The organism is Ruegeria sp. BHSB172, assembly GCF_059613165.1.
In genome coordinates this window covers 1-25316 of record NZ_JBXWRZ010000009.1, presented here as the reverse complement: position 1 = coordinate 25316, position 25316 = coordinate 1, and the positions used below count along the sequence as shown (strand labels likewise).

Sequence of the window (25316 nt, the reverse complement as noted above, 5' to 3'; positions counted from 1 at the left end):
GGTCGCAAATGGCGATTGCGCCATAGCGGCATTCACGTCTAAATGGACGGGTCTGGTCCTGCCGGAGACATCCGGATGCTAAGAGGGAATTTGGTGCGGCCTGCGCGCAGGTCAAATCCAAAGCCGCCCCCGCGACTGTAAGCGGTGAGCCCTGTTCAACCAGCCACTCCCGATCCGTTCGGGGGGAAGGCGAACAGAGGCGCTGACCCGCAAGCCAGGAGACCTGCCAGGCGAACAATGAAACACCGGCCGTCGGGTGCGGCGGCACAGGAGGACAGAAAATGACGACACAAACGCAAACCGCATCAACGGTACGCGCCGGCATGCTTTCGGCAGTGTTCGCGGCGGCCTTGGGCCTGGGGATCATCACCGTGGCCGGTCACGTTCAGGCATCGGCGCTGCATGACGCCGCCCATGACGTGCGCCACGCAACCGGCTTCCCCTGCCACTAAACCAATGTTCAGCCGCATTCTGACCAGCGCGTTGTTCGCTGGTGCCGCAGCCGGGTTGATCGTCGCCCTGCTGCAGTTGCTATTCGTGCAGCCCGTGTTGCTGCACGCTGAACTCTATGAATCCGGGGAGTTGGTGCATTTCGGGGCCGAGGCCGTGTCGGCCCATCCCGAGCTGCCGGGCATGTTCTCGGACCTGACCCGCGACGGGCTGAGCGTGGTGTTCACCATGCTGACCTATACCGGCTATGCGCTGGTTTTGGTCGCCCTGATGTCGCTGGCCGAGGCGCTGGGCCACCCGGTTGACGGGCGCACGGGCGTGTTGTGGGGCCTGGCCGGTTTCATCGCCTTTCATCTGGCGCCGGGTTTCACCCTGGCCCCTGAGGTTCCGGGCGTAGCCGCAGCCGATGTGTTCGCGCGGCAAATCTGGTGGTGGGCAACCGTCGCGGCTGCCGTGGTGGCGCTGTGGCTGATCGCCTTTGGTGGCAACATCGTCAGCTATCTGGTCGCGGCCGTGCTTCTGATGGCCCCGCACCTGATCGGCGCGCCGGAACCCGACGTGTTCACCGGGCCGGTTCCGACCGAGATCGGGGCCCTGTTCGCCGCGCGCGCCTTCGGCGTGGGTCTTGCGGCCTGGGTGCTGCTGGGTGCTTTTGCCGGGTATTTCTGGCAAAGCGAGGGCAAGCGCGTCGAAGCCGCGGCCTGATCCCCGAAATCCCACGATCCGCCGGCGACCAACTGGCGGATCATCTGCTTTTCAAGGAAACAAGATGACACGCTCGCTTGCACTATTTGCGATCGGTCTGGTCTTTGGCGGGGGCGCCGGGTTCGTGCTGGCCGCAGCCAACGGCGTCACCTTCGACGGTCACGACCATACCGACCCCGCTCAACACGGCGGCCATCACGTCGAGGCCACGGCCCATGATCACAGCACCGCCATCAACCTGCCCGCCGGACCGGATGCGCCGGGGCTGGAGATCGCCGTCACCCCTGACCCGATGGCGGGTTGGAACCTGCATGTGGTGCCAAAGAACTTCCACTTCTCTCCGGAGAACGCCTCATTGGCGGACAGGCCTGACGAAGGCCATGCGCATGTCTATGTGAACGGCGTCAAGCTAGCGCGGCTTTATGGCGACTGGATGCACCTTCCGGACCTGCCCAAGGGCGAAGCCACCATTGAGGTCTCGCTGAACGCCAACAGCCACAGCCCGCTCGCCGTGGATGGGGTGCCTGTCAGCGCCTCGGTCACGGTTCAGGTGGACTGAAGCGCAGGGATCCGCGCCCGCAGACACAAGCGAAGCCGCCCGCACGGCCGGGCGTCCTCGATCCAGCCATTCGGGCTGTTCAGAATGGTCCGGCAGGTCGCCGCAATATCATCGGCATCGGCAACCGGATCGATCCCCGAAAACACGTAAGACGCCAAGCTTTCCCCCTGAATCGCCACCACGGTCGGTTCATTGCAGCCACTGAAACAGGCGTGCTCGGCGATCGCGACCTGCCCGTCCAGTCCCGCAGCGCGCAGGGCTTCCAATACGGCCTGTCGCTCGGCCGGCTGGTCGCGCTCGCCCGCGCAGCTGCTGCAGATCAAAACACGCATGCCCCTCGCCTGCCTTTTCCGTTTCACACTGTCGCTTGTGCGGGTTTCGCAACCCCGGCGCAAGCCCGCCACCCACGATATTGTGACTGTACGCGCCCGTGATTTCGGCAAGACTCGAGCCAACCACGACTTGGAGAGCCCGCGATGAAACATCTTGTGTTTTTCCTCGGCCTGCTGGCGCTTCCCGCGCTGGCGGCCGATATCGAACCCCGGCCGGGTTGGGCCGTCCACCCGTCGGCCAAGGCCCATGACGCGCTGGTGGCCGACACGATCGCAGCGGTCAAGGCAAACGGGATGGCCGTGGTCACCCAGGCCGGGCCGACCAAGGCCGCCGCCGCGCGCGGCATCACCATTCCGGGCAACCGGGTCATCGGCGTCTTCAACAACGACTATGCGGTGCGGGTTCTGGAACAATCGGTGCCCGCGATGATCGAGGCGCCGATCCGCCTCTATGTCACGGAAAACGAGGACGGAACCGCTACGCTGTCCTACAAGACGCCCAGCCTGGTCTTTACCCCTTACACCGATGGCACCGGCGCCCTGACCGCGATCGCCGCAGAGTTGGACGCCAAGTTCGCCGCCATCGCCGAGATGGCTGTCAATTAGTCACACTGACGTGATGCGGCTTGCGCCGGCCCGGAACCTCCGCAATCTGCTGCGCAACGGAACTTACGGAGCTTGTTCGATGCAGGACCTGTCCCCCCGCGCTGCGGACCTTCTGGCGCAACGGCTGTACGAGGCCGGGTGCCGCCACGCCTTCGGCATGCCCGGAGGCGAGGTGTTGACACTGGTCGATGCACTGGAACAGGCCGGGATCACCTTTCACCTGACCAAGCACGAAAACTCCGCTGGTTTCATGGCCGAGGCGGTGCACCACCGCGACGGCGCGCCAGCGATTCTGGTGGCGACTCTGGGGCCGGGGGCAATGAACGGCATCAATGTCGTGGCCAACGCGCTGCAGGATCGGGTGCCGATGATCGTGCTGACCGGCTGCGTCGATGCCGACGAGGCGCTGACCTATACCCATCAGGTCATGGATCACGCGCAGGTCTATCGCTCGATCACCAAGGGCACGTTCACCCTGACGGCCATGGGCGCCGACATCATCGCCGACAAGGCCGTGTCGCTGGCCACGCAGCCTCGACCGGGACCGGTGCATATCGACGTGCCGATTTCCGTCGCCGATACCCGGGTGTCGGTCACCAAACGCCGACGGCTGACCCGGGCCGCCCGCGTCGCGCCCGAGGGGACATGCCTCGAGAAGGCCCGCCGCTGGGTGGCCGAGGCCGAGCGTCCGCTGGCGATCATCGGGCTGGACGTGCTGTATGACGACTCGCGCAGCGTTGTGCGGGCGTTTCTGGAACATTTCGGCATCCCGTTCGTCACGACCTACAAGGCCAAGGGCGTGGTGCCCGAGGATCACCCGCTGTGCCTGGGCGGTGCGGGCCTGTCGCCCCTGGCCGACACGCTCCTTGTGCCGCTGGTCGAACAGGCCGACCTGATCCTGTGTCTGGGCTACGACCCGATCGAAATGCGCCCAGGTTGGCGCGAGATCTGGGACCCGGACGAGAAACGCGTGATCGACATCTCGGCCGTGGCGAATGACCACTACATGCACCAGGCGGGGCTGAACCTGGTGGCCGATACCGGCGCCACGCTTGAGGCGATCGCCAAGGGCAACCCTGCACGACCGACTTGGCCCCAAGGCCAACCGGCGCAGGTCAAGGCCGCATTGGCTGCGGCCTTTCCGACCGATGACGACTGGGGCCCCGCCGCCGTGATCGCCGAGGCCCGCGACACCCTGCCCCCCGAAACACTGGCCACCGCCGACAGCGGCGCGCACCGCATCCTCCTTAGCCAGATGTGGCAATGCTCCGAAGCGCGCGGCCTGATCCAGTCGTCGGCGCTGTGCACGATGGGTTGCGCCGTTCCAATGGCGATCGGCTTGAAACTGGCCGAACCAAACCGACCGGTGATCAGTTTTTCCGGCGATGCCGGTTTCCTGATGGTGGCCGGTGAGTTGTCGACCGCCGCAGAAATGGGCGGAAACCCGATCTTTCTGGTCTTTGTCGATGCCAGCCTGGCACTGATCGAATTGAAACAACGCCAGCGCCAGATGGGCAACCGGGGCGTAGATTTCGACCGGCATGACTATGCCGCGATGGGCCGGGCGTTCGGCGGAAACGGCCACACCGTACGCAACCGCGCCGAACTGCGGGCGGCGCTGAAGGCCGCGATGGCCGCCGACACGTTCACCGTGATCGCCGCCGAGATCGACCGCGGAGGCTATGATGGCCGCATCTGACGGACCGCTGAAGGGCGTCAAGGTTCTGGATCTGTCGCGCATTCTGGCCGGCCCGACCTGTACGCAGCTGCTGGGCGATCTAGGCGCCAGCGTGATCAAGGTGGAAAATCCGGCCACCGGTGGCGACGACACCCGCCAGTGGGGGCCGCCTTATGTTACCGATGCGGATGGCAACCCGACCGATCTGAGCGCCTATTTCATGGCCGCGAACCGCAACAAGAAGTCCGTCGCCATCGATATCGCCACGCCAGAGGGGCAGGAACAGATCCGGCGGCTGGCTTCCCATGCCGACATCTTCATAGAAAACTTCAAACCCGGCGGGCTGGCCAAATACGGGCTGGACCATGAAACCCTCTCGCGCGACTTTCCGGGGCTGATCTACTGTTCGATCTCGGGCTACGGCCAGACCGGCCCGAACGCGGCCAAGCCTGGCTATGACCTGATGGCGCAGGGCTATGGCGGGATCATGTCGCTGACGGGCGAGCCGGACGGAGCCCCGATGAAAGTGGGCGTGGGCATCGCCGACGTAATGTGCGGCATGTACGCGACCGTCGGCATTCTGGCGGCGCTGCGCCACCGGGATCAAACCGGCGAAGGCCAGCAGATCGACATCGCACTGGTCGACAGCCAGATCGCATGGCTGATCAACGAGGGCGTGAATTATCTGACCTCGGGCCAGGTTCCACAGCGGCGCGGCAATGGGCACCCCAACATCGTGCCCTACGATGTTTATGAAACCGCCGACGGCCACGTCATTCTGGCCGTGGGAAATGACAGCCAGTTCCGGCGCTTCTGCGGCTTTCTGAACCTCGATCACCTGCCCGACGATGCGCGGTTCGCCACCAACCCGGCCCGGCTGGAACACCGCGATGCCCTGAACGCGGTACTGCGGCCCGCGCTGCAGCGGCTGGACACCAAGGCCGTCATCGATGGCCTCGAGGCGCTGAAAGTGCCGGTCGGCCCGGTTCAGACGCTGGATCAGGTCTTTGCCTCGGACCAGGTGGCCGCGCGGCAGATGCAGATCGACATGCAGGCCGGCCCCGCCCCCGTCAAACTGATCGGAAACCCGCTGAAGCTGTCCCGCACGCCCGTGACCTATCGAACGGCACCTCCGACCTTTGGGGCGGATACCCAAGCCGTCCTGGACGCGGACGACCCGTTCGAGGCATGACCAGGAACTGCCTTGATCGGGCGTATGTGGGGCCATCGCCCCGACGATCACACTGAACTGGGCGCAAATTTGGACAACGGAAGTTTGGCGCGGCTCTGTGCGGCCCTTCTTGGACCAGAGCTTGCCGGTTTCAGCCAAAGTCCGCCAACACGATTTCCACGTTTGCAGCGTCGAGCGCCGCGCGCAGCGGCCCCGTCGGCGCGGTATCGACCACGACGCTGTCCAGATCGGCCAGCGCGCCGGCGCGGACCAAACCCTTGCAGCCGAATTTCTGTGCATCGATCAGCAGGTGCCTGTTGGCCGCGCGCTGCAGCATCGTCCTCTTGATCGCCGCAAAGCCGCTGATCGCCTCTGACACCCCCTCGTCGGTCAGGCCCGTCGCGCCGATCAGGCAGCGATCGACATTGAACCGCGAGAGATACTCGAGCGTATCGGCGCCGATCACGGCCGATTCAGCCGGCAGGAATTCCCCCGGACAGAGGATCACGTCGGCCGCGCTGTCACCCAGCGCTGCGGCGACCGGAATCGAGTTCGTTATCACCGTACAAGACCGCCCCTGCAACGCCAGAGCGCGGGCCAGTTGAATCGTTGTTGACCCGGAGTCGATCATTACCGTGTCGCCCTCCTGCACCAGCGCAGCCGCCGTTTCCCCGATACGCGTACGCTCGGCGGCGCGGGCGGCCGTACGCTCGTCAAGGCTGGGGTAATGGCCTTGCGACGCGGTCGAGGCCCCGCCATGCGCGCGCGCCAGCAGGCCATCCTTGGCGAGGGCGTCAAAATCCCGCCGGACGGTCTCGGTCGAGACGTTGAAGCTTCGGGCCAAATCGCTGATCCGGACATGCGGCCGCAATTTCAGCTCGAGCAGGATCTGGCGCCGCCGGTCTGATTTCTTCAGCCGGTCCTTTCCCTTCCGGGCGTCTTTCTGTTTTGCCTTGGTGTTTGACATCTTTAACTCCGGCCCGGTCAACATAGCAAAACTGTGGGCTTTCCAGCATTTTTGCAAATATTTTGTTGCAAAACCCTCAAATTGGTGGTGACACTTGCCAAACTTCGAGAATACAAACGCGGTTGGTCAACAATGCGCCACCAAAGACTGAAGCGGGCGACCTCCACATGATCGTACTTGCCACACATCTGGCGGCGGCGGTGGCGCTGCTGTTGTGGTCAGTCCGGCTGATCCGAACGGGCATCGAACGCGCCTTTCTGCCGGAACTGAAGCGTGGACTGAAAACCTTATCCGAACGCAAGCTGTCGGCCGCACTTGGCGGCAGCCTGACGGCCATGCTGATGCAAAGCGCGACTGCGGTGGCCCTGATCGGCGCAGGATTCGCCGTATCGGGGATGTTGGCGGCACAATCGGCTCTGGCCCTGATTCTGGGGGCCGAGTTGGGCTCGGCCTTGATGACGCAGGTTCTGTTCCTGCCGGTCGAGGCGGTGATACCCTTTGCCTTACTTGCGGGCGTGGTCACCTTCTTGAAGGCGCAGCGCCGCAAGACCAAACAGGTCGGCCGCATCGTGATCGGATTTGCCCTGGTGCTGCTGTCGCTTGGCATGATCCGCGAGGCCACCGCGTCGATCGGGGCCAACCCGATCGTCCAGAGCATTGCCGCCTATTTTGAGAACGATCTGCTCAGCGCCTATGTGATCGGCGCATTGCTGGCCTGGGTGATGCATTCCAGCCTGGCCTCGGTACTGACGTTCGCAACCTTCACTGCATCGGGACTGATCGCCGCCCCGGTCGCGGCCGCACTGGTGATCGGGGCCAATCTGGGCGGAGCGGTGATTCCGGTAGCCCTGCTGTGGGGACACGAGCGCCCGGCCAGGCTGGTGGTTCTATCGAACCTCGTGGCACGTGCGGGTCTGACGCTGGTTGCCCTGACACTGCTGCTGGCCGGGATACTGAACATGGACATGCTCGCTGCTGCGCCGGGCCAGCAGGTTGTCTTGCTGCATATCCTGCTGAACGCCATCCTTCTGGTGGTCGCACTGCCGCTGACCGAACCTCTGGTTGCATTGGTCGACAGGTTTCTGCCGCGCCACGCGGCGTCAACCACCGAAAGCGTTTCGGCGCTGGATCCCGGCGCCCTCGACCACCCGCCTCTGGCAATGGCCTGCGCACAGCGCGAGCTGCTGCGTATGGCAGAAACGGTGCAGGCCATGCTGGTGCCGGTGGTTCAACTGTTTCGGAACTGGAATCCGGAACTGGCCCGGGTGATCCAGCTGCGCGAGGACGAGGTCGACCGAATGCACTTCGCCATCAAGATCTACATCTCGCGCATGCGCGAAAACGACCTGACGCCGGAGCAGGAAAAGAAATCGCTGGGCATCGTGGCCACGGCCAACAACCTGGAAGAGGCCGCCGACCGGCTCGCGGTCAACCTGGTGGCGGTGGCGCAAAAACTGGCCGACGAAGCGTTGACCTTTTCCAAGGAAGGGTTGGCCGACATCGAACATTTCCACGATCAAGTCGTTACGAACGGCCAGTTGGCGCTAAGCGTTCTGACAACCGGCGACGCCGAGGCCGCCCGTCAGTTGGTGGCCGAGAAGGACCGGATCCGGATCGAGGAACAGAACCTGCAGGAACGGCACCTGAAACGTCTGCAGAACGGCGCGGCGGCCAGCATTGAAACCACGAACATCCATCAGGAAACACTGCGCCTGCTCAAGCAGGTGAACGCGGCCCTCGCCTTCGTGGCCTATCCGATCGCCGAGGAAACCGGTGATCTGCTGGGCAGCCGACTGGCCCGCCCCCGCAAGATCGGAGGCGCATCCTGAAGGAAGCGGACTGAAACAAAGCGGCGCAAGACCGTGTGAGGACGAGTACGAGGCGGCCAACCCGGCCACCGACATGCAACTGGGAGGAAAGACATGAAACGACTCACACTGACATTCGCAGGTTCACTCGTGGCCCTGACCACCTCGGTCTCGGCCTCCTACGCGGACAAGCTGACCCTGTACTGCTCGGCGCAGGAAGACTGGTGCCAGCTGATGGCGCGCAGCTTCGAGGACGCCACCGGCATCGATGTCAACATGACCCGCAAATCCTCGGGCGAGACCTTTGCCCAGATCCGCGCCGAGGCGTCCAACCCCAAGGGCGACGTGTGGTGGGGCGGTACGGGTGATCCGCACTTGCAGGCCGCAGAAGAGGGCCTGACGATGGAGTATCTCTCGCCCATGCGCGACCAGTTGCATGACTGGGCGCTCGCGCAGGCCGAAAGTGCCGGAAACCGGACGATCGGCATCTATTCGGGCGCGCTGGGCTATGGCTACAACACCGAGTTGCTGGCAGCCAACAACCTGGCCGAGCCGTCCTGCTGGAAGGATCTGCTGAAGCCCGAATACAAGGGCCATATCCAGATGGCGAACCCGAACTCGTCAGGGACCGCCTACACGACGCTGGCCTCGATGGTGCAGATCTTCGGCGAGGACGAAGGGTTCGACTTCATGAAGGGCCTGCACAAGAACATCAATCAATACACCAAATCGGGCTCGGCCCCGATCAAGGCGGCGGCCCGTGGCGAGACGACCATCGGGATCGTCTTCATGCATGACGCGGTAAAACAAGCCGTGGCGGGCTTTCCCATCCAGGTGGTCGCCCCGTGCGAAGGCACCGGCTATGAGATCGGGTCGATGTCGATCATCGACGGCGCCCGCAACGTCGAAGAAGCCAAGAAATTCTATGACTGGGCCCTGAGCGCCGAGGCGCAGAACCTGGCGCTCGAGGTCAACGCTTTCCAAGTACCGTCGAACAAGGCAGCCAAGACCTCGGACAGCGCGCCGGACATGAGCCAGATCAAGCTGATCGACTATGATTTCAAGAAATACGGCTCGTCCGACGAACGCAAACGCCTGCTGCAGAAATGGGACGAAGAGGTTTCGGTTCTGCCGCAGTAAATGACGCGTTCCACCACAAAAACGGCCCATTCGGTGCTGATCTTCTGGATCGCCGCCGGGTGGGTCGGCTATTGCCTGCTGCCGTGGTACATGGTCGAGGACGGCTTCTGGTCGTTCCACTGGCTGGTCGATGGCTATCCGTTTGACGACGACTATGCCCCCGCGGCCTTTCTGATTGCACAGGGCAAGAAGCTTTGGCTGGCGCCGATGGTCCTTGCGCTGGCCTTGCCACTGCTGGCGCTGGGCCGGCCGAAATCCGACCCGCTGCACGCCCGCATCCTGATCCTATCGGGGGCGTTCGGCTTTGCCTGGCTGATCGCGCAGGGGTTCGGCATCGGCATCCGCGGTTTCAACTTCGACTGGCTGACCGCCCTGTTCGGAGAGCTGGGCGACCGGCAGTTCGGCATGGGCTATGGCGCGATGATCTGCGCCTCGAGCTTTCTGTTTTTGCTGACCCAAGGGATCGCCGCGCGCGGCGCCGTGAACGGAGACGTGTTCGTCGTCAGCGCCATCGGCGGCGTCATCACCATCGTCACCGCCTTTGTCTTCTTCCCGATCGCCAGAATGCTGTTTGCCGCCTTCGTGACCGAGGACGGGGCCTATTCGGTGGCGGTCTTCTTCTCGAAATTCTTCGACGACCGGCTGTGGGGGCTAGGGTGCCTATGGGGCGCGAAATGCGGTGCGGCCTGGAATTCGCTGGTGCTGGCGGTTCTGGTCGGGCTGCTCACCACCGCGTTGGGCCTGTGTTTCGCGCTGGTCGTCACCCGGTCGGGCTTTCGCTACAAACGAGCGCTGCGCGCCCTGACGGTGCTGCCGATCATCACCCCGCCCTTCGTGATCGGACTGGCGCTGATCCTGCTGTTCGGCCTGTCCGGATCGGTAACGCGCTTCGTCGCCGATCTGTTCGGCACCCAGCCCACGCGCTGGCTGTACGGAATGCCCGGCATCCTGATCGCACAGACCCTTGCCTTCACGCCCATCGCCTTCCTGGTGCTGATCGGCGTGGTCGAGGGTGTCTCGCCCTCGATGGAGGAGGCCGCACAGACCTTGCGGGCCAACCGGTGGCAGACCTTCAGAACCGTCTCGCTGCCCTTGATGCGACCGGGCCTGGCGAACGCCTTCCTGCTGGGCTTCATCGAGAGCATGGCCGATTTCGGCAACCCGCTGGTTCTTGGCGGCAATTTCGACGTGCTGTCGACCGAGATCTTCTTTGCCATCGTCGGCGCCCAGTACGATCAGGGCCGCGCGGCGGTGCTGGCGATGGTGCTTTTGTTCTTTACCCTGTCGGCCTTCTACGCCCAGCGCGTCTGGCTGGGCAAGAAAAGCTATACCACCGTGACCGGCAAGGGCGATTCCGGTGTGCATCCACTGATGCCCACGGGCCTGTCGATCCCGGTAGCGGTAATCGCGCTGGGCTGGGCGCTGTTCACGGTGGTCGTCTATGCGATGATCGTCTACGGCAGCGTGGTCGAGCTGTGGGGGGTCAACAACACGCTGACCTTCAAGCACTACGTCACCGCCTTCTCGGTGCGGCTGGACGCGGAAGGCATCCGCTGGACCGGCGCCGCCTGGGACAGTTTCTGGACCACCATAACCATCGCCGCCATCGCCGCCCCGCTGACCGCCGCCGTGGGTTTGGTGACGGCCTACCTTCTGACCCGGCAGAATTTCGCGGGCAAGAACGCCTTTGAATTCGGCACCATGCTGTCCTTTGCCATTCCCGGCACGGTGATCGGCGTCAGCTATATTCTGGCATTTAACGTGCCCCCGATCGAGATCACGGGAACCGGTGTCATCCTGGTGGTCAGCTTCATCTTTCGCAACATGCCGGTGGGTGTGCGTGCCGGCATCGCCAGCATGTCACAGCTGGACCGCAGCCTGGATGAATCCTCGCTGACGCTGGGGGCGAATTCCTGGCAGACCTTCCGGCGGGTCATCCTGCCGCTGCTGCGGCCGGCGATCCTGGCTGCGCTGGTCTACAGCTTCGTCCGCGCGATGACCGCCATCTCGGCCGTGATCTTCCTGGTCAGTGCCGAATATGACATGGCCACCAGCTATATCATCGGGCGGGTCGAGAACAACGATTACGGCCTGGCCATCGCCTATTCCACGACCCTGATCTTCGTGATGCTTGCGGCGGTCGGGCTGCTGCAACTTCTGGTGGGCCGGGTCCGCATCGGGCGGCGCACAGTGCACGAAACGGAGACATTGCCATGACCGACACTCATATCGGCTCGAAGGCCGCCCCGGTCCGCTTTGAACGCGTGTCCAAGGTTTTCGGGAAGGATGTCGTCGCCGTCGACGCCATCGACCTGCATGTCGAAGCGGGCAAGCTGGTCACGTTGCTGGGTCCGTCGGGCTGCGGCAAGACCACGACCCTGCGCATGATCGCGGGGCTCGAGATGGCCAGTTCGGGCCGCATCCTTATCGGCGACCGCGACGTGACAAAGCTACCGGCGACCGACCGCGACGTGTCGATGGTGTTCCAGTCCTATGCCCTGTTCCCGCACATGAGCGTGCTGGAAAACGTCATGTATGGCCTGACCTTTTCGGGCTTCGGTAAGGACGAGGCCCGCAGCCGCGCGTTGCAGGGGCTGGATCTGGTGGGCCTCAAGGGGTTTGACGCGCGGTTGCCATCGGAACTGTCGGGCGGTCAGCAGCAGCGGGTCGCCGTGGCGCGTGCGCTGGTTCTGGAACCGCAAGTACTGTTGTTCGACGAGCCGCTGTCGAATCTGGATGCCAAGCTGCGCCGCCAGGTGCGCGAGGACATCCGCGCCATCCAGCAGGATCTCGGCCTGACAGTGGTCTATGTCACCCATGACCAGGAAGAGGCACTGGCCGTATCGGACGAGATCGTGGTGATGCGCAACGCCGCCATTGCCCAGATCGGAACGCCCCGACAGCTTTATGATGCCCCCAACGACCGCTTCGTGGCCGATTTCATCGGCGAGGCCAACCTGCTGGCCTGTCAGATCGTTGCCATCGAAGGCGAAACCGCAACGATCGAAATCGAAGGCTATCGCCATTCCCTGCCATCCCGCGGGCTGCCCCAAGGGCCGGGCACCGTCGCCGTCCGCCCGTCGCGGCTGGTGATCGGGGCCGAGCGGGGAATTCCGGCCACGGTGGCCAAAGCAACCTATGTCGGTGTGCGGATGGAATACACGCTGACCGGCAATTTCGGCCAGGTCTTCGCGGTGCACGAGGACGTGGACACCCCGCTGGCCCCTGGCGCGCAGGTGCGGATGGCCTTCGCCGACAAAGGCCCGGTCTTGCTGCCCGAGACATAGATGCCCGACCTGCTGGTGATCACGCACCCCGAAGTCGTCGTCGACCCCGACATCCTGGTGGTGGACTGGCCTCTGTGCGACCTGGGCCGCCGCCGGGCCAAGGCATTCGCCGCCAGCCCCGAAATGGACAAAGTTTCACATATATGGGTCAGCACCGAAAGAAAGGCCCGCGAAACCGCTGCGATCCTTGCGGCGCCTCGCGCCTTGCCTGTGGCACAAAACGCGGCCTTGGGCGAAAATGATCGCAGCGCCACAGGATATTTGCCCCACACCGTATTCGAAAGCGCGGCCGACGCGTTTTTTGCCCAGCCCGACCAGAGCTTTTGCGGATGGGAAACCGCTCGCGCCGCGCAGACCCGGATGCTCGGTGCCGTTTCCCGGATTGTCGCAACGCATGACGGGGCGGATCTTGCGGTCGTGACCCATGGGGCCGTCGGCACGCTATTGTGGTGTGCCTTGTCGCACCGGCCCATCGACCGCCAATTCGACCAACCTTTCCAAGGACATTTCTGGCGCGCGGATCTGGCTACCTTGCGGCCTCGGACCGGGTGGCGCTCGATCGGCTAGCGGTCAGTCCGCCCAGGCCTGCTCGGCGATCTCGCGCAGGGTGTCGAACACGTCGGGCGTGCCCGCGATCACGCGGCCGCCCTGGCGGATCATGGCATCGGCATCCTGATCTTCGACACAGCCACCGGCCTCGGCGATCATCAGTTGCCCCGCCAGGCAGTCCCAGGCGTTCATGTGCTCTTCGACATAGCCCAACAACCGCCCCGCCGCGACATAGGCCAAAGACAAGGCCCCACTGGCATTGCGGTGAAACATCGCCCCGCGCGCAATCAGGTCTGACACGATCGGCACGACATGGCGCGCCTCGATCCGGTTCGAATAGCCCACCGCCACCGTGCCCGAGTTCAACGCGATGCCGGAAGCAACCTGCATCGGTGCTCCGTTCAGCGTGGCGCCGCCACCGCGCGCGGCCGCAAAGGTTTCGTGCACATTCGGATCATGGATCACGCCGATCTGGGTCCGCCCATCAGCGAGCCCGGCCAGAACCACCGTCCAGACCGGGATTCCATTGACGAAATTCGTTGTGCCGTCTATCGGGTCGATCACCCAATCGAACCCGCTGGTCCCCGGCGTGCGGCCGTGTTCCTCACCCACCACCCCATCCTCGGGCCATGTTTCGGCGATCTTCTGGCGGATGAAAGTCTCGACATTCCGGTCGGCCTCGCTGACCCAGTCCTGCGCGCCCTTCCGGTCGACGACCAGCGCACTGCGATCCGCAAAATAGCGCATGGCGAGTTCACCGGCCTGCTTGCAGATTGCAACGGCAAAATCCTTGCGGGTCAGGTCGTTTGTCACGGGGCACCTCCATGTTATGCGCCGTACTGTGGCAACTGTGGCCCCGAAAGGCAAACCGACCGTCCCTTGCGAGATACCTCTGGGTGATCGCGCGGCAAACACAGCCTGCAACTGAAACACTCTGGCCCGTTTCGGCGGCAAGTTGCTGAAAATGTGCCGGAACAGGCGGATTTTTTCGCGTTTGCCGCACACGGGCTTTCACCAATTCGAGAGCAGGCCCGATACTGGTACGTCGCACCCGAACACTCTGCTAAGCCCAGAGGTGTCACTTTGCGCAGCCGGATTGGACCCAAGCATGAAACAAGACCTTTTTGGACAGATGAACACCCTGACCGACCCGATCGCGGTCGAGGCGTGGAACGGTGTGCTGCTTGGTTTCCTGGCCCACGCGGCCGTAACACCCCAGCATCTGGGCAGAGTGCTGGAACTGGAACCGGAATTTGCGCTGGGCCATGCGGTCAAGGGGTTGTTCATGGTGCTGCTGGGCCGGCGCGAAATGACGGCTGTCGCCCAAGAGGCCGCCGCAACCGCCCGCGCCGCCGCCGATCACCAGCCGATCACCCCGCGCGAGGCGTTGTATCTGGACGCCCTGGATCAGTGGCTGGCGGGTCATCCGTCGCGCGCGATCCAGACGTTCGAGACCATCCTGCGCGCCCACCCCGAAGACGCGCTGGCCATGAAGCTCAGCCATGCCACCCGGTTCGTTCTGGGCGACGCGGCTGGCATGCGCCGCTCGATCGAGAGGGTGCTGCCCGCCTATGCGCCCGATCATCCGGGCCGCGGCTATCTGCTGGGCTGCCATTCCTTCGCGCTCGAGGAAACCGGCGACTATGACAAGGCCGAGATCGCGGGCCGGCAGGCGCTATGGATGGTGTCGGACGATGCCTGGGGCCTGCACGCGGTGGCGCATGTGCACGAGATGACCGGCAACGCCAAGGCCGGCCTGGACTGGTTCGCGGGGCGCGAGGCAGCCTGGGCGCATTGCAACAATTTCCGCTATCACGTCTGGTGGCACAAGGCGCTGATGCATCTGGATCTGGGTCAGGTCGATCAGGTGATCGCGCTCTACGATCACGAGATCCGCAAGGACAAGACGGATGATTACCGCGACATCTCGAACGCGACTTCGCTGCTGTCGCGGCTTGAACTGGAAGGCGTCGATGTCGGCAGCAGGTGGGAAGAACTGGCCGATCTGAGCGCGGCGCGCACCGAGGACGGTTGCCTGATCTTTGCCGATCTGCACTATCTGCTGGCCCTTACCGGAGACAGCCGCGCCGATGCCACGGCCAAGTTGCTGGGGCGCATTCACAAGGATGCCCAGACCCCCGAGACCGACACGGCAAGCCGCATGGCCGATCCCGGCCTAGCGGCTGCCAAGGGGCTCGAGGCGTTCGGAGAGGGCGACCATGCCCGCGCCTTTGACCACCTGCTGGCCGCGCGCGACAGCATGCAGCAGGCGGGCGGCAGCCACGCGCAACGCGACGTCTTCGAACGCATCACCATCGATTCCGGCCTGCGCGCGGGGCGGTTCGACGCGGTCGAGCGCATTCTGGACGACAGGCGGGCCAAGCGCGGAGGCGCCGAGGACAATTATGCCCTAGCCCGGCGTGCGCTGATCGACGCCGCGCGCGACCAGTCGGATGCGCAAAGCGTGCCTGCAGAATAACGACAAGACCAAGAAGGACCCGAGACCGCATGGCGACCGCATCGCCCGTTTCTGATTTCGCCCCGGTGGAAACCCCCGCCGAAGCCCGCCCCGCGACGCGGGACCCGCGGCTGGATTTCTATCGCGGCATCGCGATGTTCATCATCCTGATCGCACATATTCCGAACAACCCGTGGTCGCGCTGGATTCCGGCGCGGTTCGGCTTTTCCGACGCCACAGAGATTTTCGTCTTCTGTTCGGGCATGGCCTCGGCCATCGCCTTTGGCGGAGCGTTCCTGCGCAAGGGCTGGTGGATGGGCACGGCGCGGGTCAGCTTCCGCATCTGGCAGGTCTACTGGGCGCATATCTGCCTGTTCTTCTTCGTCGCCATGTCCATGGCGGCCTTGGATCTGTCGGGTACCTTCGACAAAAGCTATGTCAACGCTCTGAACCTGCAGCATTTCTTCAACGACCCGGCGCCGCAGATGGTGGGTCTTTTCACGCTGACCTATGTTCCGAACTATTTCGACATCCTGCCCATGTACCTGGTGGTTCTGGCGATGATGCCGCTGTTGATGGGGCTGTCTCGGGTCGGGGTCTGGGCGGTCGGGCTGGTTTCGGTCGCGATCTGGCTGGTCGCGCAAACCGGCGCGTTGGCCCTGCCGGCCGAGCCGTGGTCGGACCGGCAGTGGTTCTTCAACCCGTTCGGCTGGCAGCTTCTGTTCTTCACAGGCTTTGCCTTCATGCGCGGCTGGCTGCCGGCGCCCCCGGTGTCCAAGACCCTGATCTGGGCGGCGGTGGCGTTTCTGGTCCTGTCTGCGCCCTTCGGATCATGGAAAGTGTTTCTGTGGGTTCAGGCCGCAGCCCCCGACCTGGCGGCCGAAATCCGCAAGGTCTGGCCGCTGACGGCCGAACTGCGCGAAAAGACGGATTTCGGCCTGTTCCGCTATGTGCACTTTCTGTCGCTGGCCTATCTGGGCTGGGTCGCGGCGGGCACCCATGGGCACCGGCTGATCGCAACGGGACACGGCGCCTACGCGCGGATCTGGCAAGTGGTCCTGAAGCTGATCACCAAAGTCGGCCAGCAATCGCTTGCCGTGTTCGTATTTTCCATGGCAGTGGCACGACTTATCGGCGTTTTCCTGGATGAATTCGGGCGGGATTTCGCCGCCGTTCTGACCGCCAATCTTTTTGGATTTGCAATGCTGATCGGCGTTGCCTATCTGGCCGCTTGGTTCAAATCACACCCGTGGAAGTCGAAGACATGAAGCTTACGCGTCGTTCCTTTCTGGCATCGACAACGGCGCTCGCCTTCGCCCGGGCCGCATGGGCCACGGGCGGCGACGTTGCGTTTGACCGGGCCGATGTAATCGCCATGGCCCGAGACCTGGCCAGCCGCCCCTATCAGGCGCGCGCCCAGGTTCCGCAAGAGTGGCTGGACCTGACCTATGAGCAGTACCGGTCGATCCGGTTCCGGCTGGATCACGGGCTTTGGTTCGGGTCCGACACCCCGTTCAACGTGGATTTCTTTGCACCCGGCCTGTACTTCCCCCGCCCGGTCCAGATCTCGACCGTCGAGGGCGGCCGGGTCGAGGCCGTACCCTTCGATCTCGAGATGTTCGACCGGGCCGAGGACGTCCCGCCCTTGCCTGTCAGCGACACACTTGGCTTCTCGGGGTTCCGTCTGCGCACCGAGATGCACCGCCCCGGCAAGACCGACGAGTTCTGCGTGTTCCAAGGCGCCAGCTATTTCCGCGCCATCGGGCTGCACGAGGTCTATGGCCTGTCGGCGCGTGGTTTGGCGCTGAAAACCGGCGACCCCGAGGGCGAAGAATTCCCCGAATTCATCCGGTTCTGGCTGGAACGGCCCAGGCCCGGCCAACGCAACATGATCGTGCATGCGCTGATGGACAGCCCCAGCGTGGCCGGGGCCTACCGGTTTGACATTACCGCCGGAGAAGACTGCCAGATGCAGGTCGAGGCAACCCTGTTCCCGCGCACCGACCTGACCCATGTGGGCATCGCGCCGGGCACCTCGATGTTCCTGTTCGACCAGACCAACCACAACCGGTTCGACGATTTCCGCCCCGCGGTGCATGACAGCGACGGGCTGATGATCCGCAATGGCGCCGGCGAAGTGATCTGGCGGCCACTGGCCAACCCCACGCGGCTGCAGATTTCATCTTTCGTCGACATGAACCCGCGCGGCTTTGGCCTGATGCAGCGCAAGCGCGCCTTTTCCGACTATGCCGATCTCGAGGCGCAATACCACAAACGCCCGGGTCTGTGGGTCGAACCGATCGGCGATTGGGGCAAGGGCACCGTGACGCTGGTGGAAATTCCGGCAGACCGGGAGATCTATGACAACATCGTCGCCTATTGGCGCCCGGCCGAGCCGATGGCGGCGGGCACGCAGGTCGATCTGGCCTATCGCCTGACTTGGGGCGAGCAGCCACAGCGCACGGCCATGCCCCGGGTGATCCGCACGGCCATGGGCGAGAACACCTTTGGCGAGGGCCGGCTGGCCGTGATCGACTTCGAGCCCAGCGAATTGTTCGAAGACCCCGACGTGCTAAGCGTCTTCGTGCAGTCACCCCATGCCGAAACGTCGGATGGCGTACTGCAGCGCAACCCCGACACCGGCGGGCTGCGGCTGGCATTTTCCTTCCAGCCGGGCGACCGCGACCATGTCGAATTGCGGGCGCAGCTGCGTCTGGGCGAGGCCCCGGCCTCCGAGGTCTGGCTTTACCGGTGGACCGCATGAGCCCCGATCTTCATATCATGCCGCCTCAGGCCCCCCTGCCGATGCCCGCGCAGGACTTCCGCGCCGGGTTTCGCGACGCGAAAGTGCCCGAACGGCCCGACGACCGGTCTGCGGGCCTGTGGCGGGCAATGGCGTTTTCCCCCGCCATGGGCGCGACGCTGGCCCTGTTGTGGTTTCTGGTTGACTGGTTCGACACCGAGGGCATCAACCTGGTCGAGGCCATTCTGCTAACGCTTATTTCGTTCAACTTCTTCTGGATCGCATTCACCGTCAGTACGGTTCTGCTGGGAATGGTTTCCTTGTCCCGCCAAGACCGGCCCCGGCGCGCGGCCCGGCCGCAGCCGTTGCGCGTGGCCCTGCTGATGCCGGTCTACAACGAAGTGCCGTGGAACGTTCTGGGCAATGCGCGCACGATGCTGGAAGACCTGCGCGCGCGCGGCGGTCAGCATCACTATGCGATGTTCATCCTGTCTGACACGCGCGATCCCGATATCGCCGCCCAGGAACAGGCCAGCGTCGAGGCGCTGCGCACCACGCTGGCCCCGGGGCTCGAACTGTGTTACCGCCGCCGCGCCGAAAACACCGACCGCAAGGTGGGCAACATCGCCGATTGGGTCAGCCGCTGGGGCGGCGCCTGGGATGCGATGCTGGTTCTGGATGCCGACAGCCTGATGACCGGGCGCGCCATTGCGCGGCTGACCGACGCATTGGCCCGTGACCCCGGCGCCGGGCTGATCCAAAGCTATCCGCAGTTGATCGGCGCCCAGTCGGTCTTTGCCCGGATGCAGCAATTCGCCAACGGCGTCTATGGCATCGCCTTTGCCGAGGGGCTGGCCCGCTGGTGCGGGCAAGAAGGCAATTACTGGGGCCACAACGCGATCATCCGCACCAAGGCCTTTGCGGCCTGCGCAGGCCTGCCAAAACTGCGCGCTCTCAACGGACGCGAGCAATTGATCATGAGCCACGATTTCGTGGAGGCCGGCCTGCTGCGCCGGGCCGGATGGGGGGTCCGGTTCCTGCCCCGCATCCGCGGGTCCTACGAGGAAACACCCCCTACCCTGATCGACCATGCCCTACGCGACCGTCGCTGGTGCCAGGGCAACCTGCAGCATCTGCGGCTGCTGGGGTCTGCGGGTTTCAAGGCCGTATCGCGTTTTCACCTGTTCCACGGGGCCGTCGGATATCTGATGTCACCCCTGTGGTTCGCTCTGCTTCTCATGTGGGCGCTGATCGGCCAGGGCAAGGACGCCTCGGTCCTGCATTACTTCAGCCCCGACAATCCCCTGTTCCCGCAATGGCCGGAAATGACCGAGACGCGCCACGTTCTGATCATCCTAGTGATGTACGCGATGCTGCTGGCGCCCAAGATCCTTGGTGCGCTGGCCCTGCCGCTGAGCGGTGTCCGTTATTCCGATTTCGGCGGCGCCGCGCGCTTCTTTGCGTCCTTCCTGTTCGAGGTTATCCTGTCGATCCTGTTCGCCCCCATCCTGATGGTCCAGCAGATGATCGCGGTATTCCGCACGATGTTCGGGGTGCAAAAGGGCTGGGCGCCCCAGGCGCGCGCGGGTGGCCGATACGGGCTGCGCACGCTGATCCTGTTTCATGCGCTGGAAACGGTCAGCGGCGTGGCGCTGAGCGTCGGCATCCTGTCCGGGCTGGTCTCGGTCTGGCTGGCCCCGATCGCCGTCAGCCTGACCTTCGCGGTGCCGCTCTCGGCGCTCAGCGGGGTCTCGGCGGCCCGGGCTCGGCGATTGCTGCGGATGCCCGAGGATGTCAAGGAACCGGCGATCAGCCGCGCCGCACGTGCCCACCGCAACGAGTTGAAGCGCCTGATCAAGTGCAAACGAACGCTGACCCCGGCGGAATGATCAGCCGCCCGGTAGGCCTTCGTACCAATCCAGCATCATGTCGGCCCAGCCTGCGGGCACAGTGTGGCCACCGGGGAACAGGGCGAATTCAAGCGCGCTGCCATCGGCGCAGCGGGTCCATTTGCGGCGCAGGAACGGCCCCGTAGTGGAAATCCCGTCCGGGCGGTTATCGGCGCAACCATTGGCCTGCCGCCAGATTTCCAGACCGGCAAAAATATCACCCTGCAGGAACCGGCCGCCACCCAGCGCCCGCCCCTCGAGCGGCACCACGTTGTCGGTCCAGCCATGGGTGTGGAACAGGCGGACAGGCCCGGCGCAGCCGTCGGGATGCGGGCGCCAGAAGCCGCCCGATACCGGAACAAAGGCCGAAAACGCGTCGGGCTTGGCGCAGGCCAGGTAGTTCACCATGAACCCGCCGCCCGAAAACCCGCCAAGGATGACGCGGTCGGGGTCGATGTCAAACCGGCGGACGGCATCCCGGACCACTTCGGCCAGGAATGCGGCTTCGTCGCGGCCCTCCCAACCGGGATAGAAGTTCCAGCTTTTGCGCCCGTTGCGCAGCGCGCCATCGGGCGCCATCACCGCGTATCCGCGCGCCAGCAGCGGTTCGACCATTCCGCGGTTCCTGAGGGTCCCCGACGCGCTGCCGCCGTAACCATGTAGGAACACCACCAAGGGCGGATGGTCCTGGTCGGGGACCTCGATCAGATAGGTACCCCGCGCGGTTTCACACGCCCCTTCGACCTCATCGCAGGCCGCCAGCGCCGGTCCGGCAAGCAACGCGGCCCAGACCGACAGCCACCGGGCAACGGCACTCACGATTGCACCTCGTAGGGGTCGACCGGCAACCCGGCCCGGATCCAGCCCGGCCCGGCCGCCGAGCCCAACATGCCCTCGGGGACGTCGATGATGTTGGAAAAACCGGCGCGGGTCAGGGCGTTGCTCAGCCGGGCCGACCGGACACCGCGCGCGCAGATCAGGGCAACCGGACGGCTGCGGTCGCCGCCGGTCAGACGGTCGAGTGCGGCCACGAAATCGTCGCGCCGCATATCCAAGGGGATCGCGCCCCGCCCGATACCCGTCGCCCGCCATTCCCGCGGTGTACGGATGTCGATCAGAAGAACGTCGCCGGACACGGCGCTGGCCTGCGCCTGCGCGACGCTCAGCTTGCCGCCGGAAAACTCCTCGGGGATCAGACGGTACTCGCGCATCGCAAACCCCACGGCCAAAGCGGCCGTTCCAACCAGCAACACCCATCTGCGCGGTTTCAACCTCTGCTCTGCCAACTCGAACCCTCCGGTTGGGATGGCCCGTTTCTAGCACAAGGGCCCTTTCACCGCCGCGCCAAATTCGCGCGCGGAAATCAAGTTTGCGTCATTTTTTCGCATTTGGGTCGGCGGAATCCACGGGCGTTAGGGCAAGGTGAAAAACTTGCAATAGCTGGACAGCCAATAAATTATCCTTACAAATTCAAGCCCACACTGACCGCTCAGCCCGGAGTATCGCACTTGTCCCTATTCCTCATCGCGGCCCTTCCGTTTCTTGGCGCTGTCTTTCCGGCCTTGCTGGTCCGGGCCGGTCGCAATGCGGCAGCCTCGGCCGCCGGGCTGACCACCTTCCTGGCGCTCATGGGGCTGTTGATCCACATCCCCGCCGTCATGCAGGGTGAGGTCGTGACCGCCCGGTTCGATTGGATTCCCGGGCTGGGGCTGAACGCCAACTTCATGCTGGACGGGCTGGGGTTCCTGTTTGCCCTGCTGATCCTTGGCATCGGTCTGTTGATCATCCTGTACGCGCGGTTCTACCTGTCGCGCGAGGATCCGATGGGGCAGTTCTATACCTATCTGCTGCTGTTCCAGGGCGCGATGGTTGGCATCGTTCTGTCGGACAACATCCTGCTTTTGCTGATTTTCTGGGAGCTGACCTCGCTCAGCTCGTTTCTGCTCATCGGCTATTGGAAGCACCTGCCCGAAGGTCGCCAGGGCGCGCGGATGGCGCTGGCCGTGACCGGGTCCGGCGGGCTGGCGATGATCGCAGGTATGCTGATCCTTGGCAACATCGTGGGGTCCTATGACCTGAGCGTGATCTTGCAAAACCGCGAGCTGATCCAGGCCTCGCCCTATTACCTGCCGGCGCTGGTGCTGATCCTGCTGGGGTGTTTCACCAAGTCGGCCCAGTTCCCGTTCCATTTCTGGCTGCCTCATGCCATGGCCGCGCCAACGCCGGTTTCGGCCTATCTGCACTCGGCCACGATGGTGAAGGCCGGCCTGTTCCTGATGGCACGCATGTGGCCGGTTCTGGCGGGGACCGAGGCGTGGTTCTACATCGTCGCAACCACCGGTCTTGTAACAATGCTGATCGGTGCAGTGATCGCGCTGTTCAAGGATGACCTCAAGGCGTTGCTGGCCTTTTCGACGGTTTCGCATCTGGGACTGGTCACGATGCTGCTGGGGTTCGGCACCAAGATCGCCGTCGTGGCCGCCATCTTCCACATCATCAACCACGCCACCTTCAAGGCCGCCCTGTTCATGACCGCGGGGATCGTCGACCATGAAACCGGCACTCGGAACATCAAGCGGCTGGGAGGATTGCGCCACCTGATGCCGATTACGTTCACCTTTGGCACCATCGCCGCGCTGTCGATGGCCGGCATTCCGCCGCTGAACGGCTTCCTGTCGAAAGAGATGATGTTGGAAGAGACGGTCCACACCGTCTGGCGCAATTCCCACTATTTGGTGCCAGGTCTGGCTCTGCTGGCAGCGATCTTTTCCGCGGCTTATTCCTTCCGCTTCATCAGCCACGTGTTTCTGGGCCCCGAGCGTGACGACTATCCCGCCCATCCACACGACCCCCCTGCAGGCCTGTGGTTGGCCCCCGCGTTCCTGGTGGTTCTGGTCGTCCTGATCGGCCTGAACTCGGCTGTCATCGTCGGCCCCTTGGTCGCGGTTGTGTCTTCCGCGGTGATCGGCGGCGAGAAGCTGCCTTATTATTCATTGAAACTGTGGCACGGGTTTACGCCGGCGCTGTATATGTCGGTCATCGCTACGCTGGGCGGTCTGTTTCTGCTGGCCCTGCACCGTCGCGGCGAAACCGCCTGGAACGCCCTCCCCCGCCCCGAGGCCAAGTCCATCTTCGACGCCGTCATCGGTGCGCTGACCGCCGCCAGTCGCTGGATCACTGACGAGCTGCACAACGGTGTCATCAGCCGCTATGCGATCATCCTGATCGCCTTCACCGTCGGGCTGGGGTACTATGCTTTCGCAACCGGCACGATCGGGTTGGAAACGCGGGTTCCGCTGGAGGCCCCCATCATCCCGATCATCGGCTGGCTGTGCCTGATCGTAGCGACGATGGGCATCATGTGGTTCCACCGCAACCGTCTGCTGTCTCTGGTCCTGATCGGGGTGGTGGGGCTGATCGTGTCGATGGCCTTCAACTATCTGTCCGCGCCTGATCTGGCTCTGACACAGATCTCGGTCGAAGTTGTCACGATGATCCTCCTGCTGCTTTCGCTGAACTTCCTGCCGACCGAGACCCCATGGGACAGCAGCGCGGCACGGCGCTGGCGTGATGCTGCCATTTCGGTGGTGGCCGGTATCGGAACTGGGGGCTTGATCTATGCGCTCATGCTGCGCGATTTCGCCTTCCCGACGATTTCGGAATTCCACCTGACCAATTCCTACAAGGGTGGCGGCGGCACCAATGTGGTCAACGTGATCCTGGTGGACTTCCGGGGATTTGATACCTTCGGCGAGATCATCGTGCTGGGGATCGCGGCACTGATCATCTTTGCTTTGACCGAGGCCGTGCTAGGCACCAGTGTTCGCGCCTACCTGCTGAACCGCAAGCCACATTGGCCCCAATCGGGCGACTCTCACCCGCTGATGATGGTTGTTGCGACACGTGTGATGATGCCGATTGCCCTTATGGTGGGTGCCTATATCTTCTTCCGGGGACACAACCAACCCGGAGGCGGGTTCATCGCCGGTCTCATAGTCGCGATCGCCTTCCTGATGCAGTACATGGCCAGCGGCTACACCTGGGCGATCGAGCGGCAACGGTTCTACTACCATGGCACCATCGGCTGGGGCGTATTGATCGCTGCGGCTACTGGTTTGGGCGCCTGGTTCAACGAGCGGCCCTTCCTGACCAGCGATTTCGGCTATCTGCATTGGCCACCACTGGAAGAGTTCGAATGGGCCACTGCCATGCTGTTCGACACAGGCGTGTTCCTTGCCGTTCTGGGCGCTGTGATGTTGGCTCTGGACAGCCTGTCGCGCTTTGCGTGGCGGCCGGGCATGGCGCAAGAATTCCCGATGGACATCAACCCTTTGCGCGATGACCCGATCGAAGAAGAACAAGAAAAGAAGGAGCAGGGCTGATGGAAGCTCTCGTCGCCTCGGCCGTTGGCGTGCTGACCGCCGCCGGGATTTTTCTGATCCTGCGCCGTCGGACCTTTCCGGTCATCCTGGGCCTGTCCTTGCTGACCTATGCGGTCAACGTATTTCTATTCGCCACGGGACGGCTGGCCGTGAATGCTCCTGCGGTTCTGAACAAATACGAAGAGGTTCCCTACACCGACCCGCTGCCGCAGGCGCTGGTGCTGACGGCCATCGTGATCTCGTTCGGGATGACGGCGGTGATCGTGATGATCGCGTTGGGCGCCTATCTCTCGGCCAAGGATGACCACATCGACATGGCCGCGCGCGACAGCGTGGACGGCGCGGGAGAAGACGCATGAACCACTGGATCGTTGCGCCGATCGTCCTGCCCGCGATCCTGGCCCCATTCATCATCATGGTCCTGCGCTATCATCTGGACCTGCAGCGCATCTTTTCGGTAGCGGGCGTGGTGGGCCTGCTGGGTATCGCGTTGACCATCACCGCGCAGGCGGCGGGTGGCGACATCCATGTCTACGAGCTTGGCAACTGGCCCGCCCCGTTCGGCATCGTGCTGGTGCTTGACCGGCTCTCG

The 25316-nt window shown here is 63.9% G+C and carries 22 protein-coding genes, 1 pseudogene and 1 riboswitch; of the genes and pseudogenes, 18 read left to right on the top strand and 5 right to left on the bottom strand.

Translation table 11 applies throughout. The annotated features are described in order from the left end of the window. The first annotated feature begins 36 nt into the window (after window positions 1-36). Window positions 37-245: riboswitch (cobalamin riboswitch) on the top strand. Window positions 246-281: 36 nt separating this feature from the next. The 3 genes from AC2FM3_RS06930 (at window position 282) to AC2FM3_RS06920 (ending at window position 1714) form a co-directional block, all read left to right on the top strand. Then, on the top strand, window positions 282-452 hold the full coding sequence (locus AC2FM3_RS06930; RefSeq protein WP_496680184.1) for a CbtB domain-containing protein: 171 nt from the start codon (window positions 282-284) through the stop codon (window positions 450-452). Between the two features lie 4 nt (window positions 453-456). After that, window positions 457-1155 carry a CbtA family protein gene (locus tag AC2FM3_RS06925; protein ID WP_496680183.1) on the top strand — a complete coding sequence of 233 codons (699 nt, stop codon included), beginning with the start codon at window positions 457-459 and terminating at the stop codon, window positions 1153-1155. Window positions 1156-1219: 64 nt separating this feature from the next. Next, the gene (locus tag AC2FM3_RS06920; RefSeq protein ID WP_496680181.1) at window positions 1220-1714 is read left to right on the top strand and encodes a hypothetical protein; all 495 of its coding nucleotides are present in this window, start codon (window positions 1220-1222) and stop codon (window positions 1712-1714) included. Here the strand turns inward: AC2FM3_RS06920 and AC2FM3_RS06915 are convergent. After that, complete coding sequence (locus AC2FM3_RS06915; RefSeq protein WP_496680180.1) at window positions 1702-2046, bottom strand: DUF1636 family protein; 345 nt, start codon at window positions 2044-2046, stop codon at window positions 1702-1704. The two genes, AC2FM3_RS06920 and AC2FM3_RS06915, sit on opposite strands and share 13 nt — an antisense overlap. Window positions 2047-2190: 144 nt before the next feature. Here AC2FM3_RS06915 and AC2FM3_RS06910 point away from each other — a divergent pair, with 144 nt between their 5' ends. From AC2FM3_RS06910 to AC2FM3_RS06900, 3 genes are all read left to right on the top strand, one after another. Continuing rightward, entirely contained in the window at window positions 2191-2652 is a 462-nt protein-coding gene (locus tag AC2FM3_RS06910) for a DUF302 domain-containing protein (protein WP_496680178.1), read from the top strand. Between the two features lie 79 nt (window positions 2653-2731). Further along, the gene (locus AC2FM3_RS06905) at window positions 2732-4351 is read left to right on the top strand and encodes a thiamine pyrophosphate-binding protein (RefSeq protein ID WP_496680176.1); all 1620 of its coding nucleotides are present in this window, start codon (window positions 2732-2734) and stop codon (window positions 4349-4351) included. Next, a complete protein-coding gene (locus AC2FM3_RS06900) occupies window positions 4338-5522 on the top strand; it encodes a CaiB/BaiF CoA transferase family protein (protein ID WP_496680174.1) in 1185 nt (394 codons plus the stop codon). Before AC2FM3_RS06905 ends, AC2FM3_RS06900 begins: the two co-directional genes overlap by 14 nt. A gap of 130 nt (window positions 5523-5652) precedes the next feature. Here the strand turns inward: AC2FM3_RS06900 and AC2FM3_RS06895 are convergent, their stop codons facing one another. Further along, window positions 5653-6468, bottom strand: coding sequence for a DeoR/GlpR family DNA-binding transcription regulator (locus AC2FM3_RS06895; protein WP_496680173.1), 816 nt, complete (start codon window positions 6466-6468; stop codon window positions 5653-5655). 167 nt (window positions 6469-6635) lie between these two features. Between AC2FM3_RS06895 and AC2FM3_RS06890 the strand changes: the two genes are divergently transcribed. The 5 genes from AC2FM3_RS06890 (at window position 6636) to AC2FM3_RS06870 (ending at window position 13270) form a co-directional block, all read left to right on the top strand. Continuing rightward, window positions 6636-8297 carry a Na/Pi cotransporter family protein gene (locus tag AC2FM3_RS06890; protein WP_496680171.1) on the top strand — a complete coding sequence of 554 codons (1662 nt, stop codon included), beginning with the start codon at window positions 6636-6638 and terminating at the stop codon, window positions 8295-8297. A 93-nt stretch (window positions 8298-8390) separates the two neighbouring features. After that, window positions 8391-9416, top strand: a complete 1026-nt coding sequence (locus AC2FM3_RS06885; RefSeq protein WP_496680169.1) for an ABC transporter substrate-binding protein — start codon at window positions 8391-8393, stop codon at window positions 9414-9416. After that, window positions 9417-11633 carry an ABC transporter permease gene (locus tag AC2FM3_RS06880; protein ID WP_496680168.1) on the top strand — a complete coding sequence of 739 codons (2217 nt, stop codon included), beginning with the start codon at window positions 9417-9419 and terminating at the stop codon, window positions 11631-11633. Further along, window positions 11630-12703: an ABC transporter ATP-binding protein gene (locus tag AC2FM3_RS06875; protein WP_496680166.1), complete on the top strand. Its 1074-nt coding sequence runs from the start codon at window positions 11630-11632 to the stop codon at window positions 12701-12703. The genes AC2FM3_RS06880 and AC2FM3_RS06875 overlap by 4 nt, the downstream gene beginning before the upstream one ends. Continuing rightward, entirely contained in the window at window positions 12704-13270 is a 567-nt protein-coding gene (locus AC2FM3_RS06870; RefSeq protein ID WP_496680165.1) for a histidine phosphatase family protein, read from the top strand. It begins immediately after the preceding gene. Between the two features lie 3 nt (window positions 13271-13273). On the opposite strand, the gene AC2FM3_RS06865 is transcribed toward AC2FM3_RS06870, so the two are convergent. Next, entirely contained in the window at window positions 13274-14065 is a 792-nt protein-coding gene (locus tag AC2FM3_RS06865) for an inositol monophosphatase family protein (protein ID WP_496680163.1), read from the bottom strand. Between the two features lie 295 nt (window positions 14066-14360). Here AC2FM3_RS06865 and AC2FM3_RS06860 point away from each other — a divergent pair, with 295 nt between their 5' ends. Genes AC2FM3_RS06860 through mdoH form a run of 4 tightly spaced genes read left to right on the top strand, consistent with a single transcriptional unit; the run spans window position 14361 to window position 20342 of the window. Then, window positions 14361-15731, top strand: a complete 1371-nt coding sequence (locus tag AC2FM3_RS06860; RefSeq protein ID WP_496680161.1) for a tetratricopeptide repeat protein — start codon at window positions 14361-14363, stop codon at window positions 15729-15731. A gap of 29 nt (window positions 15732-15760) precedes the next feature. Then, the gene (locus AC2FM3_RS06855; RefSeq protein ID WP_496680159.1) at window positions 15761-16978 is read left to right on the top strand and encodes an OpgC family protein; all 1218 of its coding nucleotides are present in this window, start codon (window positions 15761-15763) and stop codon (window positions 16976-16978) included. Further along, window positions 16975-18474 carry an OpgD/OpgG family glucan biosynthesis protein gene (locus tag AC2FM3_RS06850; RefSeq protein WP_496680158.1) on the top strand — a complete coding sequence of 500 codons (1500 nt, stop codon included), beginning with the start codon at window positions 16975-16977 and terminating at the stop codon, window positions 18472-18474. The genes AC2FM3_RS06855 and AC2FM3_RS06850 overlap by 4 nt, the downstream gene beginning before the upstream one ends. Then, complete coding sequence (mdoH, locus tag AC2FM3_RS06845) at window positions 18471-20342, top strand: glucans biosynthesis glucosyltransferase MdoH (RefSeq protein ID WP_496680157.1); 1872 nt, start codon at window positions 18471-18473, stop codon at window positions 20340-20342. The genes AC2FM3_RS06850 and mdoH overlap by 4 nt, the downstream gene beginning before the upstream one ends. Here mdoH and AC2FM3_RS06840 read toward each other — a convergent pair whose 3' ends face one another. After that, entirely contained in the window at window positions 20343-21161 is an 819-nt protein-coding gene (locus tag AC2FM3_RS06840) for a CE1 family esterase (protein WP_496680155.1), read from the bottom strand. Next, complete coding sequence (locus AC2FM3_RS06835; RefSeq protein ID WP_496680153.1) at window positions 21158-21592, bottom strand: rhodanese-like domain-containing protein; 435 nt, start codon at window positions 21590-21592, stop codon at window positions 21158-21160. Before AC2FM3_RS06835 ends, AC2FM3_RS06840 begins: the two co-directional genes overlap by 4 nt. 258 nt (window positions 21593-21850) lie before the next feature. Between AC2FM3_RS06835 and AC2FM3_RS06830 the strand changes: the two genes are divergently transcribed. The 3 genes and pseudogenes from AC2FM3_RS06830 to AC2FM3_RS06820 all read left to right on the top strand — a co-directional run. Further along, window positions 21851-24724, top strand: coding sequence for a monovalent cation/H+ antiporter subunit A (locus tag AC2FM3_RS06830; protein ID WP_496680152.1), 2874 nt, complete (start codon window positions 21851-21853; stop codon window positions 24722-24724). Then, the gene (locus tag AC2FM3_RS06825; RefSeq protein ID WP_496680150.1) at window positions 24724-25083 is read left to right on the top strand and encodes a Na+/H+ antiporter subunit C; all 360 of its coding nucleotides are present in this window, start codon (window positions 24724-24726) and stop codon (window positions 25081-25083) included. The genes AC2FM3_RS06830 and AC2FM3_RS06825 overlap by 1 nt, the downstream gene beginning before the upstream one ends. After that, a pseudogene (locus tag AC2FM3_RS06820) lies at window positions 25080-25316 on the top strand (monovalent cation/H+ antiporter subunit D); the annotation flags it as partial. The gene AC2FM3_RS06825 and the pseudogene AC2FM3_RS06820, both read left to right, overlap by 4 nt.

Bases quoted from the DNA above. Each gene is read 5' to 3' on its own strand.
- AC2FM3_RS06930 (WP_496680184.1), top strand. From the start codon at position 282: ATGACGACACAAACGCAAACCGCATCAACGGTACGCGCCGGCATGCTT.
- AC2FM3_RS06925 (WP_496680183.1), top strand. From the start codon at position 457: ATGTTCAGCCGCATTCTGACCAGCGCGTTGTTCGCTGGTGCCGCAGCC.
- AC2FM3_RS06920 (WP_496680181.1), top strand. From the start codon at position 1,220: ATGACACGCTCGCTTGCACTATTTGCGATCGGTCTGGTCTTTGGCGGG.
- AC2FM3_RS06915 (WP_496680180.1), bottom strand. From the start codon at position 2,046: ATGCGTGTTTTGATCTGCAGCAGCTGCGCGGGCGAGCGCGACCAGCCG.
- AC2FM3_RS06910 (WP_496680178.1), top strand. From the start codon at position 2,191: ATGAAACATCTTGTGTTTTTCCTCGGCCTGCTGGCGCTTCCCGCGCTG.
- AC2FM3_RS06905 (WP_496680176.1), top strand. From the start codon at position 2,732: ATGCAGGACCTGTCCCCCCGCGCTGCGGACCTTCTGGCGCAACGGCTG.
- AC2FM3_RS06900 (WP_496680174.1), top strand. From the start codon at position 4,338: ATGGCCGCATCTGACGGACCGCTGAAGGGCGTCAAGGTTCTGGATCTG.
- AC2FM3_RS06895 (WP_496680173.1), bottom strand. From the start codon at position 6,468: ATGTCAAACACCAAGGCAAAACAGAAAGACGCCCGGAAGGGAAAGGAC.
- AC2FM3_RS06890 (WP_496680171.1), top strand. From the start codon at position 6,636: ATGATCGTACTTGCCACACATCTGGCGGCGGCGGTGGCGCTGCTGTTG.
- AC2FM3_RS06885 (WP_496680169.1), top strand. From the start codon at position 8,391: ATGAAACGACTCACACTGACATTCGCAGGTTCACTCGTGGCCCTGACC.
- AC2FM3_RS06880 (WP_496680168.1), top strand. From the start codon at position 9,417: ATGACGCGTTCCACCACAAAAACGGCCCATTCGGTGCTGATCTTCTGG.
- AC2FM3_RS06875 (WP_496680166.1), top strand. From the start codon at position 11,630: ATGACCGACACTCATATCGGCTCGAAGGCCGCCCCGGTCCGCTTTGAA.
- AC2FM3_RS06870 (WP_496680165.1), top strand. From the start codon at position 12,704: ATGCCCGACCTGCTGGTGATCACGCACCCCGAAGTCGTCGTCGACCCC.
- AC2FM3_RS06860 (WP_496680161.1), top strand. From the start codon at position 14,361: ATGAAACAAGACCTTTTTGGACAGATGAACACCCTGACCGACCCGATC.
- AC2FM3_RS06855 (WP_496680159.1), top strand. From the start codon at position 15,761: ATGGCGACCGCATCGCCCGTTTCTGATTTCGCCCCGGTGGAAACCCCC.
- AC2FM3_RS06850 (WP_496680158.1), top strand. From the start codon at position 16,975: ATGAAGCTTACGCGTCGTTCCTTTCTGGCATCGACAACGGCGCTCGCC.
- mdoH (WP_496680157.1), top strand. From the start codon at position 18,471: ATGAGCCCCGATCTTCATATCATGCCGCCTCAGGCCCCCCTGCCGATG.
- AC2FM3_RS06825 (WP_496680150.1), top strand. From the start codon at position 24,724: ATGGAAGCTCTCGTCGCCTCGGCCGTTGGCGTGCTGACCGCCGCCGGG.